The sequence below is a fragment of the Achromobacter sp. NCFB-sbj8-Ac1-l genome (genome assembly GCF_052695805.1).
The window spans coordinates 3428231-3445190 of record NZ_CP199812.1 but is presented as its reverse complement, the minus strand read 5'-3'; the positions used below and the strand labels follow the sequence as shown (position 1 = coordinate 3445190).

16 protein-coding genes are annotated in these 16960 nt (G+C 68.3%); 7 read left to right on the top strand and 9 right to left on the bottom strand.

The window, feature by feature from the left end; all coding sequences use genetic code 11:
- Positions 1–15 precede the first annotated feature (15 nt).
- The 4 genes from ACUDP5_RS15780 to ACUDP5_RS15765 all read left to right on the top strand — a co-directional run bounded on the left by ACUDP5_RS15780 (position 16) and on the right by ACUDP5_RS15765 (position 3212).
- Complete coding sequence (locus ACUDP5_RS15780) at positions 16–705, top strand: amino acid ABC transporter permease (protein ID WP_445656517.1); 690 nt, start codon at positions 16–18, stop codon at positions 703–705.
- Positions 698–1387 (top strand): amino acid ABC transporter permease, encoded by a 690-nt coding sequence (locus ACUDP5_RS15775; protein ID WP_025140471.1) that lies wholly within the window; start codon positions 698–700, stop codon positions 1385–1387. The genes ACUDP5_RS15780 and ACUDP5_RS15775 overlap by 8 nt, the downstream gene beginning before the upstream one ends.
- Positions 1388–1418: 31 nt before the next feature.
- Positions 1419–2153, top strand: a complete 735-nt coding sequence (locus tag ACUDP5_RS15770; protein ID WP_263913191.1) for an amino acid ABC transporter ATP-binding protein — start codon at positions 1419–1421, stop codon at positions 2151–2153.
- Positions 2154–2246: 93 nt separating this feature from the next.
- A complete protein-coding gene (locus ACUDP5_RS15765) occupies positions 2247–3212 on the top strand; it encodes a LysR family transcriptional regulator (protein WP_263913192.1) in 966 nt (321 codons plus the stop codon).
- Positions 3213–3275: 63 nt separating this feature from the next.
- Here the strand turns inward: ACUDP5_RS15765 and ACUDP5_RS15760 are convergent, their stop codons facing one another.
- The 6 genes from ACUDP5_RS15760 to imuA form a co-directional block, all read right to left on the bottom strand.
- Complete coding sequence (locus ACUDP5_RS15760) at positions 3276–3662, bottom strand: I78 family peptidase inhibitor (RefSeq protein WP_263913193.1); 387 nt, start codon at positions 3660–3662, stop codon at positions 3276–3278.
- Positions 3663–3768: 106 nt separating this feature from the next.
- The gene (locus ACUDP5_RS15755; RefSeq protein WP_263913194.1) at positions 3769–4989 is read right to left on the bottom strand and encodes an MFS transporter; all 1221 of its coding nucleotides are present in this window, start codon (positions 4987–4989) and stop codon (positions 3769–3771) included.
- A gap of 53 nt (positions 4990–5042) precedes the next feature.
- The gene (locus ACUDP5_RS15750; RefSeq protein ID WP_445656516.1) at positions 5043–5921 is read right to left on the bottom strand and encodes an amidohydrolase family protein; all 879 of its coding nucleotides are present in this window, start codon (positions 5919–5921) and stop codon (positions 5043–5045) included.
- Between the two features lie 119 nt (positions 5922–6040).
- Positions 6041–9265, bottom strand: coding sequence for an error-prone DNA polymerase (locus ACUDP5_RS15745; protein ID WP_263913196.1), 3225 nt, complete (start codon positions 9263–9265; stop codon positions 6041–6043).
- Positions 9266–9293: 28 nt separating this feature from the next.
- Positions 9294–10763 (bottom strand): Y-family DNA polymerase, encoded by a 1470-nt coding sequence (locus tag ACUDP5_RS15740; RefSeq protein ID WP_445656515.1) that lies wholly within the window; start codon positions 10761–10763, stop codon positions 9294–9296.
- A complete protein-coding gene (gene imuA / locus ACUDP5_RS15735; protein WP_445656514.1) occupies positions 10693–11391 on the bottom strand; it encodes a translesion DNA synthesis-associated protein ImuA in 699 nt (232 codons plus the stop codon). The genes ACUDP5_RS15740 and imuA overlap by 71 nt, the downstream gene beginning before the upstream one ends.
- A 290-nt stretch (positions 11392–11681) precedes the next feature.
- Between imuA and ACUDP5_RS15730 the strand changes: the two genes are divergently transcribed.
- Positions 11682–11843, top strand: a complete 162-nt coding sequence (locus ACUDP5_RS15730; RefSeq protein ID WP_445656513.1) for a hypothetical protein — start codon at positions 11682–11684, stop codon at positions 11841–11843.
- Between the two features lie 2 nt (positions 11844–11845).
- Here ACUDP5_RS15730 and ACUDP5_RS15725 read toward each other — a convergent pair whose 3' ends face one another.
- On the bottom strand, positions 11846–13393 hold the full coding sequence (locus tag ACUDP5_RS15725) for an amino acid permease (protein WP_445659172.1): 1548 nt from the start codon (positions 13391–13393) through the stop codon (positions 11846–11848).
- A 55-nt stretch (positions 13394–13448) separates the two neighbouring features.
- Between ACUDP5_RS15725 and ypfH the strand changes: the two genes are divergently transcribed.
- Both ypfH and ACUDP5_RS15715 read left to right on the top strand, forming a co-directional pair.
- The gene (gene ypfH / locus ACUDP5_RS15720) at positions 13449–14165 is read left to right on the top strand and encodes an esterase (protein WP_263913201.1); all 717 of its coding nucleotides are present in this window, start codon (positions 13449–13451) and stop codon (positions 14163–14165) included.
- 40 nt (positions 14166–14205) lie between these two features.
- The gene (locus ACUDP5_RS15715) at positions 14206–15006 is read left to right on the top strand and encodes an IclR family transcriptional regulator (RefSeq protein ID WP_175216595.1); all 801 of its coding nucleotides are present in this window, start codon (positions 14206–14208) and stop codon (positions 15004–15006) included.
- Between the two features lie 89 nt (positions 15007–15095).
- Here the strand turns inward: ACUDP5_RS15715 and ACUDP5_RS15710 are convergent, their stop codons facing one another.
- Positions 15096–15929, bottom strand: a complete 834-nt coding sequence (locus ACUDP5_RS15710) for an SDR family NAD(P)-dependent oxidoreductase (protein ID WP_445656512.1) — start codon at positions 15927–15929, stop codon at positions 15096–15098.
- 1 nt (position 15930) lies between these two features.
- Positions 15931–16920, bottom strand: coding sequence for a Bug family tripartite tricarboxylate transporter substrate binding protein (locus tag ACUDP5_RS15705; protein WP_445656511.1), 990 nt, complete (start codon positions 16918–16920; stop codon positions 15931–15933).
- Positions 16921–16960 lie beyond the last annotated feature (40 nt).

Here is a 16960-nt window from a genome sequence, read left to right as displayed (position 1 = left end):
CGGCGGTTGCGTTTCATGAGCCTACTTAACGCTTCGCAATACCAGCTGCTGGCCAGCGGCATGGCGGTGACGCTGCAGCTGTTCCTGGTGTCCTGGGTGATGGCCTTCACGATCGCGGTGACGCTGGTCGTGGTGCGGGCCACCAACCTGGCGCCATGCCGCTGGCTGGTCGATGCCTATGTGGAATACCACCGCAACGTGCCGCTGCTGGTGCAGGTGCTGTTCTGGTATTTCGGCATGCCCGAGCTGCTGCCGGAAGGTTTCCGGCTGTGGCTGTACCAGCACAACGCCGAGATGTCGCTGGCGGCCATCGCCCTGGCGCTGGGGTCGGCCGCGTACATCGCCGAAGACATCCGCAGCGGACTGCGCGCCATTCCGGGCACGCAGTTCGAGGCGGCCCGGGCGCTGGGCGCCAGCTACCTGCAATGCATGCGTTTCGTGATCGTGCCGCAGGCGGTGCGGATTTCGATCCCGCCGCTGGTGGGCCGCGCCTTGCTGCTGTTCAAGAACACCAGCGTGGCCATGGCCATCGGCGTGATGGAACTGACCTACCAGGCGCGCGAGATCGAAAACGAGACCTACCGCACCTTTGCCACCTTTGGCGCCGCCACCCTGATGTACCTGCTGGGATCGTTTCTGATCATGCTGATCGGTTCGCGCATCTATGCCCGCTACCGCCTGAATCGCGGAGGCCACGGTGCTTGATCTGCTATTGCAATACTGGCCCACGCTGCTGGTCGGCCAATACCCGAATGGCCCCTTGGGCGGCCTGGCGCTGACGCTGATCCTGGCGGCCTGCGGCCTGGCCCTGTCGCTGCCGCTGGCGCTGGCCATCGCGCTGGCGCGGGTCAGCCCATACGGCTGGCTGCGCGTGGCCAGCAAGACGCTGGTCAACGTGGTGCGGGGCATGCCGCTGTTGATGCTGATTTTCTGGGCCTATTTCGTGGTGCCCAAGCTGACGGGGCAGGTGATCAGCGGCTTCTGGACGCTGATCGCCGCGCTGGTGGTGTACGAAAGCGCCTATCTGTCGGAAGTGATCCGCTCTGGCATCGAGGCGGTGCCGCGCGGCCAGATCGAGGCGTCGCGCTCGCTGGGCGTGGGCTACTGGACGACGATGCGGCGCGTGGTGTTGCCGCAGGCGCTGTTCAACGTGCTGCCCAGCCTGACCAGCCAGTTCGTGTCGACGGTGAAGGAAACCTCGCTGGGCTATGTGATCAGCGTGAACGAACTGACGTTCGCGGCCAACCAGGTCAACAACCTGGTGCTGACGCAGCCGCTGCAGGTGTTCGGCATCCTGGCGATCATCTACTTCGTGGTGTGCTTCAGCCTGAGCCGCGGCCTGTCGTGGCTGGACCTGCGCATCCGCCGCCAACGCGCCATGGCCTGAGCCGGCGCAAGGGCCCTTACGGAATCTTTTCATGATCAAGCTTGAGAAAGTCAATAAATGGTATGGCGAGCACCACGTCCTGAAGGACGTGGACCTGTCGGTGGCGCGCGGCGAAGTGCTGGTGGTGTGCGGGCCGTCGGGCTCGGGAAAATCGACCATGATCCGCACGGTGAACCGGCTGGAACCCATTGAAAAAGGCCGCATCCTGATCGATGGCGCCGACATCTACGCCAAGGGCGCCAACCTGAACGCACTGCGCCAGAAGATCGGTTTCGTGTTCCAGCAGTTCAATCTGTTTCCGCACATGAGCGTGCTGGAAAACGTGATCTTCGCGCCGGTCAGCATCCGCAAGCAGCCGCGCAAAGCGGCCGTGGAACTGGCCCGCCAGTTGCTGGCGCGGGTGGGGCTGGAGCACAAGATCGACGCCTATCCGGGGTCGCTTTCCGGCGGCCAGCAGCAACGGGTGGCGATTGCGCGGGCGCTGGCCTTGCAGCCGCCGGTGATGCTGTTCGACGAGCCCACCAGCGCGCTCGACCCCGAAATGGTGGGCGAGGTGCTGCAGGTGATGAAGGGCCTGGCCAAGGACGGCATGACGATGGTCTGCGTGACCCACGAAATGGGGTTCGCGCGGGACGTCTGCGACCGGGTGGTGTTCATGGACGCGGGCGAGATCCTGGAAATGGATACGCCGGAACGCTTTTTCAGTGCGCCCAGCCATCCCCGGGCGCAGCGTTTCCTGGCAGACATCCTGCATCCGCGCGGGTAGGCGGCGGCTTGCGCAGGCCCGGCCGCCTGGCGGGCGCCTGCGCAGGCCCCGAGGCAGCGCGGCATCGCGGTCGACGATAATGTGAGGGTTTCCATGCGATTCGCATCCACCGCCGCGATGTACACCCTTAAACAGCTAGAGGCTTTCTACTGGAGCTCGCAACTGGGCAGCTTCAGCGCCTCGTCGCGCAAGCTGCACACGACCCAATCGGCCGTGGCCAAGCGGGTGGGCGAGCTGGAAGCCTTTGCTGGGGCGCCGCTGTTCGAGCGCCGCGCCAAGAAGCTGGTCATGACCCCGCAGGGGCGCAAGCTGTTCGAGCTGGCCCGTGAAATGCTGGACCTGAACAGCCGCATCGTGCAGAACATGGCCGATCCGGCCAGTTTCGAAGGCGTGGTGCGGCTGGGCGTGACCGAGCTGGTCGGCATGACGTGGCTGGCGCGGCTGGTCAGCCAGATCAGCCTGCGCTATCCGCGGGTGCAGCTGATGCCCGAGATCGACGGCGGCATCACGCTGTACGAACGGCTGGAACAGGACCAGCTGGACCTGGCGATCATGCCGGGTCCGTTCTGGAGCTACCAGTACGACTGCGTGCACCTGGGGGCGGTGACCAACGTCTGGATGGCCAGCCCGGCGCTGGATATCGATTTTTCGGCACGGCTGACGCCGCAGGACCTGGCGCCGTATCCGGTGATTTCGCAGCCCACCAATTCGGCCTTGTCGCACCTGTACGACGCCTGGTTCGCCGAGCAGGGCCTGCCGGTCAAGCGGGTACTGACCTGCAACAGCCTGGGCATGATGGCGCAATTGACGATGCTGGGCCTGGGCATCAGCTACCTGCCGGGTGCCTATTTCGCGCCGCTGGTCGAGCGCGGCGCGCTATGCCAGCTGGACGTCAAGCCCGACCTGCCCACTATCAATTACTACGCGGTGCACAAGAAGAACATCGTCAATCCGGTGGTGTCGCGGGTGATCGATATTGCCCGCGAGGAATGCGGATTCGAGGTGGCGGGGGCGTTTTTGCCCCATGTGCCGCCGGCAACCCGGCCGGGTGGGGCGTAGCCGGGGCGGACGGCGCGAGGCGGTTGCTGCCCCGGCGCCGCCGGCCGGTCAAGGCTGCGGGGCTTAACCGCAGCGGATCGCGGTCATGACGTCTTGTTTGTCCACGATCAGGTTCAGGCGGGTGTCGTTGTATTCCATGGTGACCAGTTGGCCCGGACGCAGGATGCGGCCGGTGGTGGCGCCGCTGCGGCCGCGCAGGTCTTCCAGGACGGCGGGGGTGGCCTTCTGGCCGATCTGCGATTGCAGGCCGCTGGCGTCGCAGGTCTTGCCCGTGGGGCGGCCCGACGACGTGGCGCCGTAGGACGGGCTGGACGAGGAGTCGGAAGCGGAAGCCGGGCTGCTTGAGCTGGAATCGGTGGACGCGGAAGCGGACGAGGAACGCGGGGTTCCGGGATTGGCGCAGGCGCTCAGCGCGGCGACCAGCAGGACGGGAATCAGCTTGCGGATCATGAATTACTCCTGAAAGATGTCCGAGGCGCATCCACTGCAAACGTTTCAGCGCCGGGGAAAAACATCATAGACCAGCCGCCCGTGCCGCGCTTGGCCGGCAAGCGTGCTATTGCAGCTGGCGTCCTTTGGTTTCGGGCAGCAACAGCGCGGTCAGGATGACGACGGCATAGGCCCCCGCGGCAAATACGCCGATCGCCCAGCCCAAGCCGTGCTGCTGGCTGAGAAACCCCACCAGACTGGGAAACAGGGCACCCACCCCGCGACCGAAGTTGTAGGCGAAGCCCTGGCCGGTGGCGCGGACGCTGGACGGGAACAGTTCGGTCAGGTAGGCGCCGATGCCACTGAAAATGCCCGAAGCGGCGAACCCCAGCGGAAAGCCCAGCACCAGCATCTGGCTGTTGGTCAGGGGCAGTTGCGTATAGACGTAGACGCTGACCGCGGACAGCACTGAGAAGATCAGCAGATTGGCGCGGCGACCCAGGCGGTCGGCCAGGTAGGCGCCGGCGATGTAGCCGCAGAAGGATCCCACGATGATCACCAGCAGGTAGCCGCCGGTATTGAGTATGGACAGATGGCGTTCGACTTTCAGGAACGTCGGCAACCAGGTGGTGATGGCGTAGTAGCCGCCCTGTACGCCGGTGCACAGCAGCGCCGTGACGACGGTGGTCTTGAGCAGGGCGGGCGAGAAGATGGTCCAGAACGACGCCGCCGCGATACCGCTGGCCTGGCGTCTTTGGAACATTTCGGGTTCGGGGACGTGCTTGCGGATGTAGAGCACCAGGAAAGCGGGCAACACACCGATCCAGAACAGGCTGCGCCACGCCCATTCAGGCGGCAGCACGGAAAACGCCAGGGTGTAGAGCAGGGCGGCGGCGCCCCAGCCCACGGCCCAGCCGCTTTGCACGGTGCCTACCGCCTTTGCGCGATGCTGGGCGCGGACGATTTCTCCCATCAGCACCGAGCCCACCGCCCATTCGCCGCCGAAGCCCAGGCCTTGCAGGGCGCGCAGGACGAACAGTTGTTCAAAGTTCTGCGCGAAGCCGATGGCGACGGTGCAGAGGGAAAACCAGATGATGGTGTATTGCAGGATGCGCACGCGGCCGTAGCGGTCGGCCAGGATGCCGGCCAGCCAGCCGCCCACCGCTGAAAACAGCAAGGTGACCGTGCCGAGCATGCCGGCCTGGCCCTTGTCGATGTGCCAGAGCGTCATCAGGGTGGAAATGACGAAAGTGAAAACCATGAAATCCAGGGCGTCGATGGCCCAGCCGCCGAACGCGCCGATGAAGGTGCGGCGTTCGGTCGTATTCAATTCTCGAAACCATTGCATGAGGGGTCTCCGTGAGGGGGGAGCGGACGCGTCCGCGCTGTTGCCGGGCGGGTTCAGGCCGCGGCAAAGCCGTAGAGGTGTTCGGGGTTGGTGACCAGGATGCGCTGGCGCAGGGCGGCGTCGGGGGCCCAGTCGGCCAGTTGGTTGCGCAGGCCGCCGGTATCGACCATGCGGGGGATATGGACGTGCGGCCAATCGCTGCCCCAGAGCATGCGGTCGGGCGCGGCCTCGATCAGGGCGCGGGCCCATGGCGTGACGTCGTTGAAGTCGTCGAAGCGTTCGCTGATGCGATAGGCCCCGGACAATTTGACCCACCAGCCGTGGTCCTGCACCAGGTGCTGCATGGCCTGAAAACCGGGGCTGTCGGTGCCGTCCGCGACGGGCATGTGGCCCATGTGGTCGATCACGCCGGTGACGGGCAGCCGGCGCATGCGCGGCATCAGTTCCGGCAGGTGGCGCGCGTCCAGCAGGAATTGCATGTGCCAGCCCCGTTCGGCGCAGCGGTGGGCCAGGGGTTCCATGGCGTCGAAACCGACGCCGCCGCCAAATAGCACATTGACGCGCAGGCCGCGCACGCCGGCGGCATGCATGGCATCGAGTTCTCGGTCGCTCACCGACGGGTCGACCACGCCTACGCCGCGCAGGCGCTGCGGGTGGCGCCGCAGCACGTCCAGGAAGTAGCGGTTGTCGGTGCCGTACACACTGATCTGCACGAGCACGCCCCGGGTCATGCCGGTGGCGTCCAGCATGGCGAGGTAAGACGCTTCAGGGGCAGGCGGCGGCGTGTAGGTGCGCTCAGGCACGAAGGGGTAGGCGTGGGGGTCGGCGGCCACCACGTGGGCATGCGTGTCGCAAGCGCCTGGAGGAAGGTTGAATCGGGCGGCGGCTACCGTGGGCAGCGGGCCCAGGCAGACAGGAGGAGCGGCAGGCATGAAGCGTGTCCTTGCGGGGGGAGGGTTGCGAAGGCCACTATCGTAGAGAAGAAAATTGCGTATGTGGAGAAAGCGCCCACATCTAGGACCAGCAGAGGTTTGCCAGCGCGAGCGACGCCTTAATGGAAGTTGCGGCTGGGTGTGCTGAGCCCGCCGAGCAGGTCGGACAGGTCCACCAGCCGCTGTGCGATCAGGTGGCGCACGCCGTCGACGTTCTGCCAGGTGCCGTACACGCCCAGCAGGCTGGCGCCGAGCAGTTCGCGGCGCTGGCGTTCGATCAGTTCGGGGCGCACCACCACGTTGACGGGGCCGGTCTCGTCTTCAAGGGTGACGAAGATGACGCCTTTGGAGGTTTGCGGCCGCTGGCGCACGGTGACGATGCCGCAGGCGCGGGCCACGCGCTTGTCGGGGTAGCCGTTGAGCACGGCGGCGGGCTGGAAGTTGCGGGCGGCCAGTTGCGGGCGCAGCAGGTCCACGGGATGGCGTCGCAGGGTCAGGCCGACGCTGCGGTAGTCGGCCGCGACGGTCTGGCTTTCGGATGGCGCGGCCAGTGTCGGGGCGTCGGTTTCGTGGATGGCGGCGTCGCGCAGCAGGTCGCGGCTGTGGACGCTGGCGGCGGCTTCCCAGCTGGCCTGGCGGCGATGGCCGGCCAGGGTCAAGAGGGCGTCGCCGGCCGCCAGGGCGTTGAGGTCGTGGCGGTTCAGGGCGGCGCGGCGAGCCAGGTCGCCGGTATTGGCAAAGGGCGCGTCGGCGCGCGCGGCTTCGATGCGGCGCGCGGTGTCTTCGCGCAGGCCCTGGATCAGGCTCAGGCCCAGCCGCACGGCGGGGCGGGTTTCATGCGGGGCGGGTGCGTGCGGGCGCGCCGGACGCGGGGCGTGCCCGTCGGGCAGGGCTTGCAGCGCCGAGTCCCAGCCGCTGACGGTGACGTCCACCGGCAGCACGCAGACGCCATGGCGACGGGCGTCCTGCACCAGTTGCGCGGCGGGGTAAAAGCCCATGGGCTGGGAATTGAGCAGGGCCGCCAGGAAGGCCTCGGGTTCGTGGCGCTTGAGCCAGGAACTGTAGTACGCAAGCAGGGCGAAGCTGGCGGCGTGGCTTTCGGGAAAGCCGTATTCGCCAAAGCCCTCGACCTGCCGGAACAGGGCTTCGGCGAATTCCAGCGTGTAGCCGTGGGCCAGCAGGCCGCCCACCAGCTTGGTGCGGTATTTGTCGACGCCGCCCTTGCGCTTCCAGGCGGCCATGGACCGCCGCAGCTGGTCGGCATCGCCGGGGGTGAAGCCGGCCGCGACCACGGCGATCTGCATCACCTGTTCCTGGAAGATGGGCACGCCCATGGTGCGGCTGAGCACGCCGCGCACTTTTTCGCTGGGATAGCTTTCTTTTTCGCGGCCCTGGCGGCGGCGCAGGTAGGGGTGCACCATGCCGCCCTGGATCGGGCCGGGCCGCACGATGGCCACCTGCACCACCAGGTCGTAGTATTGGCGCGGCCGCAGGCGCGGCAGCATGCTCATCTGGGCGCGCGATTCGATCTGGAACACGCCCACGGTGTCGGCGTCGCAGATCATGTCGTAGGTGGGGATGTCACCTTCGGGGATGTCTTGCAGGCGTATCGGCTGGCCGCGGCGCTGGCCGGCCAGTTCGAGCGTGCGCCGCAGCGCCGACAGCATGCCCAGCGCCAGCACGTCGACCTTGAGCAGCTTGAGCGCGTCCAGGTCGTCTTTGTCCCATTGCACGACGCTGCGGTCGGCCATGGCGGCGTTTTCGATGGGCACCAGCCGCGACAGCTTGCCGCGCGAGATGACGAACCCGCCCGGATGCTGCGACAGGTGGCGCGGAAATCCCATCAGGGTCTGGGCCAGCGCGGCCCATTGCCGCGCCACCCGGGATTCGGGGTCCAGCCCGCAGGTGCCCAGGGTGCGCAGCATTTCCTTCTTGCCATCCCACCACTGGTGGGCGCGCGCCACGGTGTCGATCACGCCCAGGTCGACCCCCAGCGCGCGGCCGGTATCGCGCAGCACGCTGCGCGGCCGGTAGGAAATGACCACGGCGGTCAGGGCGGCGCGCTGGCGGCCGTATTTTTGGTAGATGTACTGGATGACTTCTTCGCGGCGCTGGTGTTCGAAGTCGACGTCGATGTCGGGCGGCTCGTTGCGTTCTTTGCTGATGAAGCGTTCGAACAGGTTGTTGCCGCGTTGCGGGTCGACCTCGGTGATGCCCAGGCAGTAGCAGACGGCCGAGTTGGCGGCCGACCCGCGGCCCTGGCACAGGATGCCGGCCTGGCGGGCGAACAGCACGATGTCGTAGACGGTCAGGAAGTAGGCTTCGTAGTGCAGGTCGGCGATCAGGGCCAGTTCTTTTTCGATCTGCTCGGAGACGCTGGCCGGCACCCCGGCCGGAAAACGCCGCGCGGCGCCGGCCAGGGTTTCCTGGCGCAGGAAGGTGGCGGGCGTGTGGCCGCGCGGGACGATTTCGTCGGGGTATTCGTAGCGCAGTTCGTCCAGCGAAAACGCGCAGCGCCGCGCCACCACCAGGGTCTGGGCCAGGGCGTCGGGCGGATACAGGTTGGCCAGCCGCATGCGGCTGCGCAGGTGCTGCTCGGCGTTGCCGGCCAGCGCGTAGCCGCACTGTGCCACGGACTGGTGGGTGCGGATGCCGGTCAGGGTGTCGTGCAGCGGCTTGCGCGAACGCACGTGCATCTGCACCTGGCCCAGGGCCACCACGGGCAGGTCGGCGGCCTGCGCGGCGTGTTCGACGGCGGCGCGATGCAGGTCGTCGCGCGAGCGGTACAGCAGGGTCAGGCCGACCCAGGCGCGGCGTTCGAAGGTGGCGGCCAGCCAGCGCGCCTGCTGGGCCATGCGGTCGGGGTCGTCGCCGTAGGTGGGCGACAGGATGGCCAGGCATTCGGGCAGGTGGCGCAGGTGGGCGTAGCCGGGCGGCGGGTCGGTGAAGTCTTCGGGGGCCAGGCGGTATTCGCCCTTGGGCGCGCGGGTGCGCGCCAGGGTGATGAGTTCGGACAGGTTGCCGTAGCCCTCGCGGGTTTGCGCCAGCAGGGTCAGGTCCAGCGGCGCGGCGTCGGGGCCGGCGCGCAGCCGGAAGGTGGCGCCGATGATGAGCGGCAGCTTCTGGGTCTTGGCTTCCATGTGGGCCCGCACCACGCCAGCCAGGCTGCATTCGTCGGTGATGGCCAGGGCCGCGTAGCCGAGTTCGGCGGCGCGGGCGGCCAGTTCTTCGGGGTGCGAGGCGCCTTGCAGGAACGAGAAGTTGGACTGGCACTGCAGTTCGGCATAGCCGGGCAGCCCGATGAGCGGATCGGGGGCGTCAGGGGAATCGTCGAACGGTTGCATGGCGGATCGCGGGGCGGAAGGGGCGCCGTCAGGCGTACAGGCCGTGCAGGAACCAGCGGGCGTGTTCGTCGTCGCGTTCGCGGTAGATCCAGTAGCGCGCGCGGGCGGCGTCTTCGGCGACGAAGTAGTCGCGTACGGTCAGGGCCGGGTCCCACCAGCCGCTTTCGATGCGTTCGGGGCCGCGCATCAGCCGCAGGGCCTGGCCGGCGTATTGCGGGCGGTGGCCGGACAGCTTCAGGAGCAGCGGCGGATCAAGCAGCCAGAAGGGGCGGTCGAGCGTGGGGGGCAGGGGGCCGGCCGGCTGCGGGGCATCCAGCGCGTCGCCCCAGGAATTGGCGGCTTCGGGGCGGTGGTCGGGCGTGGGACAGGGGCGGCGCACCTGGTCGCGCCCCAGCCGCGCGGCCAGCAGGTCGAGCAACCGGGCGTGGTCGGCCGCGGTGCCGCCGGGCTCGGGAAACAGGGTGGTGCTGGCAGCGGGCTGGTCGACCGTGTCGGGGGCCAGCAACGCCACCGCGATGACGGGGGCTTCGAGCGTGAGCCGGCCCAGCTTTTCGCGCAGCAGGTTGAGAACCTGGGGCGCCTGCCAGACGGGCTGGGCCAGGGCCAGTTCGAGTTCGGTGGGCGGGCGGGCGTGGCGGCCGCGTTCGTGGTCCAGCCGCAGCAGCACGCGCCGCACCGCCAGTTGCCGCGCGGCCAGCCAGCCGCCCAGCTGTTCGGCCAGGCGCCGCGCCACGGCCAGCACCGCGTCGGTGTGCTCGACGTAGTCCATGAGTTCGATGCGGCGCGAGAAGCTGGGTGGCGGTTCGATCCAGCGGTGCAGTTCGGGCGACTGGCCGTAGGCGGCATCCAGGGCCTGCAGCAGGTCGGGGGTGCTGCGCCGTTGCAGGCCGGCACGCGGCAGGGCGCGCAGGTCGGCCAGCGTGTGGCAGCCGATGTCGTGCAGCCAGTCCAGGCGCGGCTGCGCCTGCGGCAACAAGGCCACGGGCAGGGCGTCCAGGCGGCGCGCCAGCGTGGGCAACGCCAGGGTGCGGCGCAGCCGGGCGCGCCCCGGACGGTGGGCCAGCAGCCAGGCGCCGGCCGCCGTGGGCGCCATGCCCAGCGAGACGCGCAGGTCCAGCGCGCCCAGCGTGGCGGCCACGCGCCGATGCAGGGCCCGCGGCCCGCGAAAGAACAGCAGGCTGGCGCCCACGTTGAGCAGGATGGTGTCGTCGTCGGCCAGGGCGACTTCGGGGGTGTATTGCAGCAGCGCCAGGGCCGCGCCTTGCAGGGTGTCGGCTTCGGCCAGGGGTTCGCGCGTCAGCAGGTCGACGTCGGGCGCGATGGCGGCCGCGCCGCCGCGGCGCATGCCGGGGCGCACCCCGGCCCGATGGGCGGCGGGGGTGAGGGCGGCCACGCGTTCCTGGTCGAGGACCGCGCAGGCCTGGTCTTCATGCGGCCAGTGCGGGCGCAGGGCGTCCAGCGGCAGGCAGCGCAGGTAGGCGGCGATCCAGAGGCGCATGGCGGGAAGGCGTAAGGGCGCCGGGCTCGAGGCCCACGTACAGCGGGGTGTCGCAGACCGGCCCCCGGCGCTTGAGAATATGGACGGACAACCCACCCGCGGCGGGCGCAAGCGCCAGGCGCAAGGGGGCGGGGGTGGGGTTTTGCGCCGCGCTGGCCGGGCGCAGGGCGACAAAGAGCAGGTCGCTGGCCTGGGCGGCCAGGTGCAGGCGACGCAGGGATTCGGGGCGCACGTGGGGCAGCCAGCACAGCAGCGCGCCGCAACTGCCGTTTTTAAGGATCTGTTCGGCGGCCCAGAGGGCATCCAGGGGTTTTTCGGGGGCCACCCACAGCAGTTGCCGGGGATCGAGCCGCCAGCTCATCCAGCTGGCGATATGCGGGGCATGCGGCGGCTGCACCAGCGCAATGGCGCGGCGGGTTTCAAGCTGCGCCAGGGCCGGCCGCAGCAGGCGGATTTCGCCGATGCCGGGCTGCGGGGTAAGCAGTTCGATCAGCGAACCCAGCGGCCAGCCGCCATCGGGCAGCTCGGCCGACAGGGCGGCATGGCCGGTGGGCAGGCTGCGGGCGGCGCCCCGGGCAAGCTGGGTAGCGCGCCACACGGCGGGGTGGATGTGTTCTGGAGACTGCATGGCGGGCGGACGACCCGGTTTTCCTGGGGTTTGGCGTAGGTGTTGCTGTATGAATATACAGTATTTTACCCCAGCGGCAAGTAGCGGAAAGTGTCCGAAAAATGCACCGATGTGGTGCATTTGAGATGGGTCCAAGGGTATCGTGACTGGCCCTGACAACCCCAGTCAGGGGCAGGCCGTGCGATTTGGCACAGGCAATTTTTTTGGGGCAGGGCGTGCTGGCTGCGCGCCCGTTGGCTAACCAGGTAGATCAGATGGCATCACAACTTCAATGCTTGCACGGCGGCATCATGACGCAAGCACTTTCGGTCCGGCCCGCCCAGGACGAAAAGCGTGACCGGCAGACCCAGGAAGCGTTAACCGACGTTGAGGGTGGCCGCGTTGTCGATCACCAGGCCGTGCAAGCCTGGGCGGATAATCTCGGCACGGGTCAGCCCCGCGAGAACCGCTGATCTCAGGAACGCACCGCCACCGCCGGCTCATCCTGCCCAATCCCCGCCGCGCGATCGGCTTCCAGGCCGTAGAACTGCATGTCCTCGTAGCGGATCCAGTGCGACTTGCGTACCAGCCGGTGGCCGATCCAGAACGCCAGGAACAACGGAATCGCCAGGTAGGTCGAGGCCACGCCGATCCAGTCGATGCGCTCGTCCAGAAAGGCCTGGTAGTTCTGGCCCAGCGTGACCAGCAGGCACAGCACGAAGGCCAATAGCGGGCCGAACGGGAACAGGCCGGCCTTGTAGGGCAGGTTGGCCGTGTCGTAGCCGTGCTTGATGTAGCCCTGGCGGAAGCGGTAATGGCTGACCGCGATGCTCAGCCAGACGATGAATTCGGTCATGCCCGCGAAGTTGAGCAGCCAGATGTAGACCGCCTTGGGGCTGTAGACCACGCTGAACATGCACAGGCAGGCAAGCGCGGTGGTGGCCAGCAGCGCGTATAGCGGCACGCCGCTGCGCGTCAGGCGCCTGAAGAGGGCCGGCGCCTGGCCTTCGACGGCCATGTTGAACAGCATGCGCGTGGCGGCGTACATGCCGGAATTGCCGGCCGACAGCACCGACGTCAGGATCACCGCGTTCATCACGGTGGCCGCCGACAGCAGCCCGGCGTGCTGGAACACCAGCGTGAACGGGCTGACGGCCACGTCCGCGACTTCGTTGCGCAGCAGTTGCGGGTCGGTGTAGGGGATGAGCAGGCCGATGATCAGGATGGCCAGCACGTAGAACAGCAGGATGCGCCAGAACACATGGTTGATGGCGCGCGGCACGTTGCGGCGCGGGTTTTCGGATTCGCCGGCCGCCACCGCCACCAGTTCGGTGCCCTGGAACGAATAGGCCACCACCATGGCCACGCCCACCCAGGTGGCGGCGTTGCCCACGAAGGGCGCGTCGCCCACCGACCAGTTGCGCACGCCCACCGGCGCGTCGCTGTGGATGATGCCCGCCAGCATGGCCACGCCCAGCACGATGAAGCACAGGACGGCGACCACCTTGATGATGGCGAACCAGTATTCGGCCTCGCCGAAGCTGCGCGCCGAAAAGGCGTTCAGCCCGAAAGTCAGGGACAGGAACAGGATGCTCCAGATCCATCCAGGCGTATCGGGAAACCAGTACGCCATGACCAGTTGGGCGGCCACCACGTCCACCGCCACCACCGTGGCCCAGCTGAGCCAGAAGTTCCAGCCCAGCGCGAAGCCGAAGCCGCCGTCGACATAGCGGGACGCATAGGTGCAGAACGAGCCCGACACGGGCATGAAGGTGGCCAGCTCGCCCAGGCTGGTCATGATGAAATAGACCATCAGGCCGATCAGCAGATAGACCATCAGCGCGCCGCCGGGGCCCGCCTGCGCGATGGCGGCGCCGGACGCGATGAACAGGCCGGTGCCGATGGCGCCGCCCAGGGCTATCATGGTCAGGTGGCGTGCCTTGAGCACGCGGTGCAACTGGTTTTGGCCGGCCGGAGGATTTCCCGAGTCTGTCGTCGGTGTTTTCATGGAATGCGTCGAAATGCGTATGGCGCGCATTTTACAATGGGCCTATCCAGTGCCTTTGCGGAGCCGTTACATGGCTGCTTCTCCCCCGATTTCCCGCTCGCTTGAATTCTTGCCCGAGCCCGGCACCGATGTGCGCCAGCTGTTCATCCTGCTGCACGGCGTGGGCGGCTCGCCCGACAACCTGTTGCCGCTGGCCGAGGCCGTGCGCGCCGCGTTTCCCGCGGCGGCGGTGCTGATCCCCGAAGGCTTCGAGCCCTTTGACGGCGGCGGCACGGGCCGCCAGTGGTTCTCGGTGCGCGGCGTGTCCGAAGAAAATCGCCCCGAACGCGTGGCCCAGGCCATGCCGCCGCTGGAAGCCTACGTGCGCCAGGCCCAGGCCCGCTTCGGCCTGCTGCAGTCCGACACCGCGCTGGCCGGCTTTTCGCAGGGCGCCATCATGGCGCTGGAACTGGTGCAGGCGCACGACGGCATGGCCGGACGCGTGATCGCCTTTTCGGGCCGTTACGCGCAATTGCCCAAGACCGCGCCGATGTACACCACGCTGCACCTGCTGCATGGCGCCGACGACCCCGTGATGCACGTGTCGCACATCCAGGCCGCGCAGGCGCGGCTGGACGAACTGCACGGCGATGCCACCATCGACATCGCCACGCACGTGGGCCACGAGCTGCACCCGGCCCTGATCCAGCGCGCCATCGTGCGGCTGCAGACCTGCGTGCCGCTGCGCAGCTGGGAAGCGGCGCTGGGCCTGAACCAGACGCCGCCCGACGGCGCGACGCTGCATTGAGCCCGCGCGCCCAAGCGTCTTGCCGGACGAGGGCTGTCCGATGAGCCCCGCGAAATCCGCGGCTGCGCGCGATGCGGACCCCGTCGGCGGTGCGCAAAGCATCTTCCGGGTGCTGCGCATCTTGAAATACGTGGGCGCCGCGCCCGCGCGCGGCGTGGGCCTGACCGACGTGGTGCGCGAACTGGGTCTGACCCCGCCCACCGCGCACCGCATGCTGGCGGCGCTGCTGCAGGAAGGCTTTCTGTCGCTCAACCCCAAGCTCAAGACCTACAGCCTGGGGCGCGAGTCGTACATCCTGGGGCTGGCGGCCGAAAGCCGCCACGGCATCAAGGCCATCGCCGAATCGGCGGTGCTGCGCCTGGCCCAGTCCACCGGCGACACCAGCTTTCTATCGGTGCGCTCAGGCCACGAGGCCGTCTGCGTCGACCGCAAGACGGGCGATTTCCCCATCAAGATCCTGACGCTGGAAGTGGGCCACCGCCGCCCGCTGGGTGTGGGGGCGGGCAGCCTGGCGCTGCTGGCGTTCCTGCCCAATGACGACATCGAACGGGTGCTGGCGCGCTATGACGCGTCGGCCGCGCCCGACCTGCCGTCCACCGCCATGCTGCGCGAGGACATCGCCGCCGCGCGCAAGCACGGTTATGCGCTGAACCCGGGCCGCATCATCCCCGATATGCTGGGCGTGGGCGTGCCGGTGTTCGATCGCGCGCAGCACGTGGTGGCCGCGCTGAGCGTGGCGGCGATCCGCTCGCGCCTGTCGGGTGCGCGTTTGCAGGAAGTGGTGGCATCGCTGCAGCGCGCCGCCACGGAACTGGCGGCGGAACTGGCGCCGCGGGCCTGACAGGCCCGGCAAGCACCTGGCTGGCATCGCTGACCGGCACCGCCGACCAGGTCTGGCCGGCCCCGCCGCGCAATGCGGCAAGCTGGCCGTTACCGCCCCGCGCAGGACTTGCCGCCGTCCACCGGCAGGCACACGCCGGTGATGTAGCGGGCGTCGTCGCTGGCCAGGAACAGCGCGGCATGGGCCACGTCCCAGGCGTCGCCCATGCGGCCCATCGGGCTGGCCGCGTTGCGTCGGCGGCGCATGTCCTCGACATCTTCGAACTGGCCCGCGATCTGCGCGTAGATCAGCGGCGTGTCCATCACGCCCGGCAGCACCGCGTTGACGCGGATGTTGTCGGGCGCATAGCGCACCGCCAGCGCCCGGGTCAGGTGGTTCAGGCCAGCCTTGGCGGCGTAGTACGAGGTGTAGGGATAGGTGTTGACCTGGATCGACGCCAGCGACGAGATATTGACGATGCTGCCGCCGCCCTGGGCCAGCATGACCGGCAGCACGTGCTTGCAGGTCAGGAACACGCCGGTCAGGTTGGTGTCGATGACCCGGTGCCAGCTTTCCTCGCTGGCCTCGATGGGGTCGCCCATTTCGGTGATGCCGACGTTGTTGTGCAGCACGTCGATGCGGCCGACCTGCTCGCGCATGGCCTGCACCGCCGCCAGGATCTGGCCGCCGTCGGTCACGTCGGCCGCCAGCGCGGTGCAGCGCCCGCCTTCGTCCAGAATGATCTGGCGGGTTTCCTCGGCCGATTCGGGCCGCAGGTCCACCGCGAACACGTGCGCGCCTTCGCGGGCATATAGCGCCGCGGCGGCGCGGCCGTTGCTCCAGCCCGGCCCGGACGAGCCGGCGCCAAAGACCAGGGCGGTCTTGCCCTGCATGCGCCGGCCCGCGCCCGGCCGGCTGCCTTCGTGGATCTCGGCCTGGCCCATGTCAGTCCGCCGAAATATGCGCGAAGTCGGCCACCTTCTTCCACTTGGCCACGTCTTCCTTGATCATCGCGGCAAAGGCCTGGGGCTGGTCGGCGACCACGTAGGCGCCCACGCCGGCGTACTTGGCCTGCACCTCGGGGTCGGCCAGGGCGCGGCGCGAGGCCTCGTTCAGTTTGGCCAGAATGGGCGCGGGCAGGCCGGCGGGGGCCAAGAGGCCGTTCCACATTTCGGCGTCGTAGTCGGGCAGGCCGACCTCGGCAAAGGTGGGCACGTCGGGCAGTTGCGGCAGGCGTGTCTTGGCGGCCACCACGATGGCGCGCAGGCTGCCGGACTGGATGTGCGCCATGGACGAGGCCGCCGTGTCCCACAGAATGGGCACCTGGCCGGCGATGACGTCGTTCAGCGCCGGGCCGGTGCCGCGGTACGGCACGTGCATCATGTCCAGCCCCGACAGCGATTTGTAGTATTCCATCGCCATGTGGGTGGCGCCGCCGTTGCCCGACGACGCATACGAATACTTGCCCGGCGCGCCCTTGATCAGCGCGAAGAACGCGGCGTAGTCCTTGGCCGGGAAGTTCTTGTTGACCACGATCACGCCCGGCACGCGGATGATCTGGGTGACCGGCGTGAAGTCCTTGATGGCGTCGTAGGGCAGGTTCTTGTACACCGCCGAATTGGTGCCGTTGGTGCTGGACGTGCCCAGCAGCAGCGTGTAGCCGTCGGGCGTGGCGCTGGCCACGGCGCGCGAGCCTACCGTGCCGCCGGCGCCGCCGCGGTTTTCCACCACCACCGGCTGGCCGATCTGCTTGCCCAGCGCTTCGGCAAAGATGCGGCCCACCACGTCCGACGTGCCGCCCGGGGGAAAGGGCACGATCAGGCGGATCGGGCGGTCGGGGTAGCTGCCCGCGGCATTGCCTTGGGCTGCGGCAGGGCCCGCCAGGGCGGTGGCCAGGGCCGTCGCCGCCAGGGTCAGCCAGTTGCGGATTTTCATGGTTTGTCTCCTCGCTTGGGGATTATGTTTTTTTAATGGC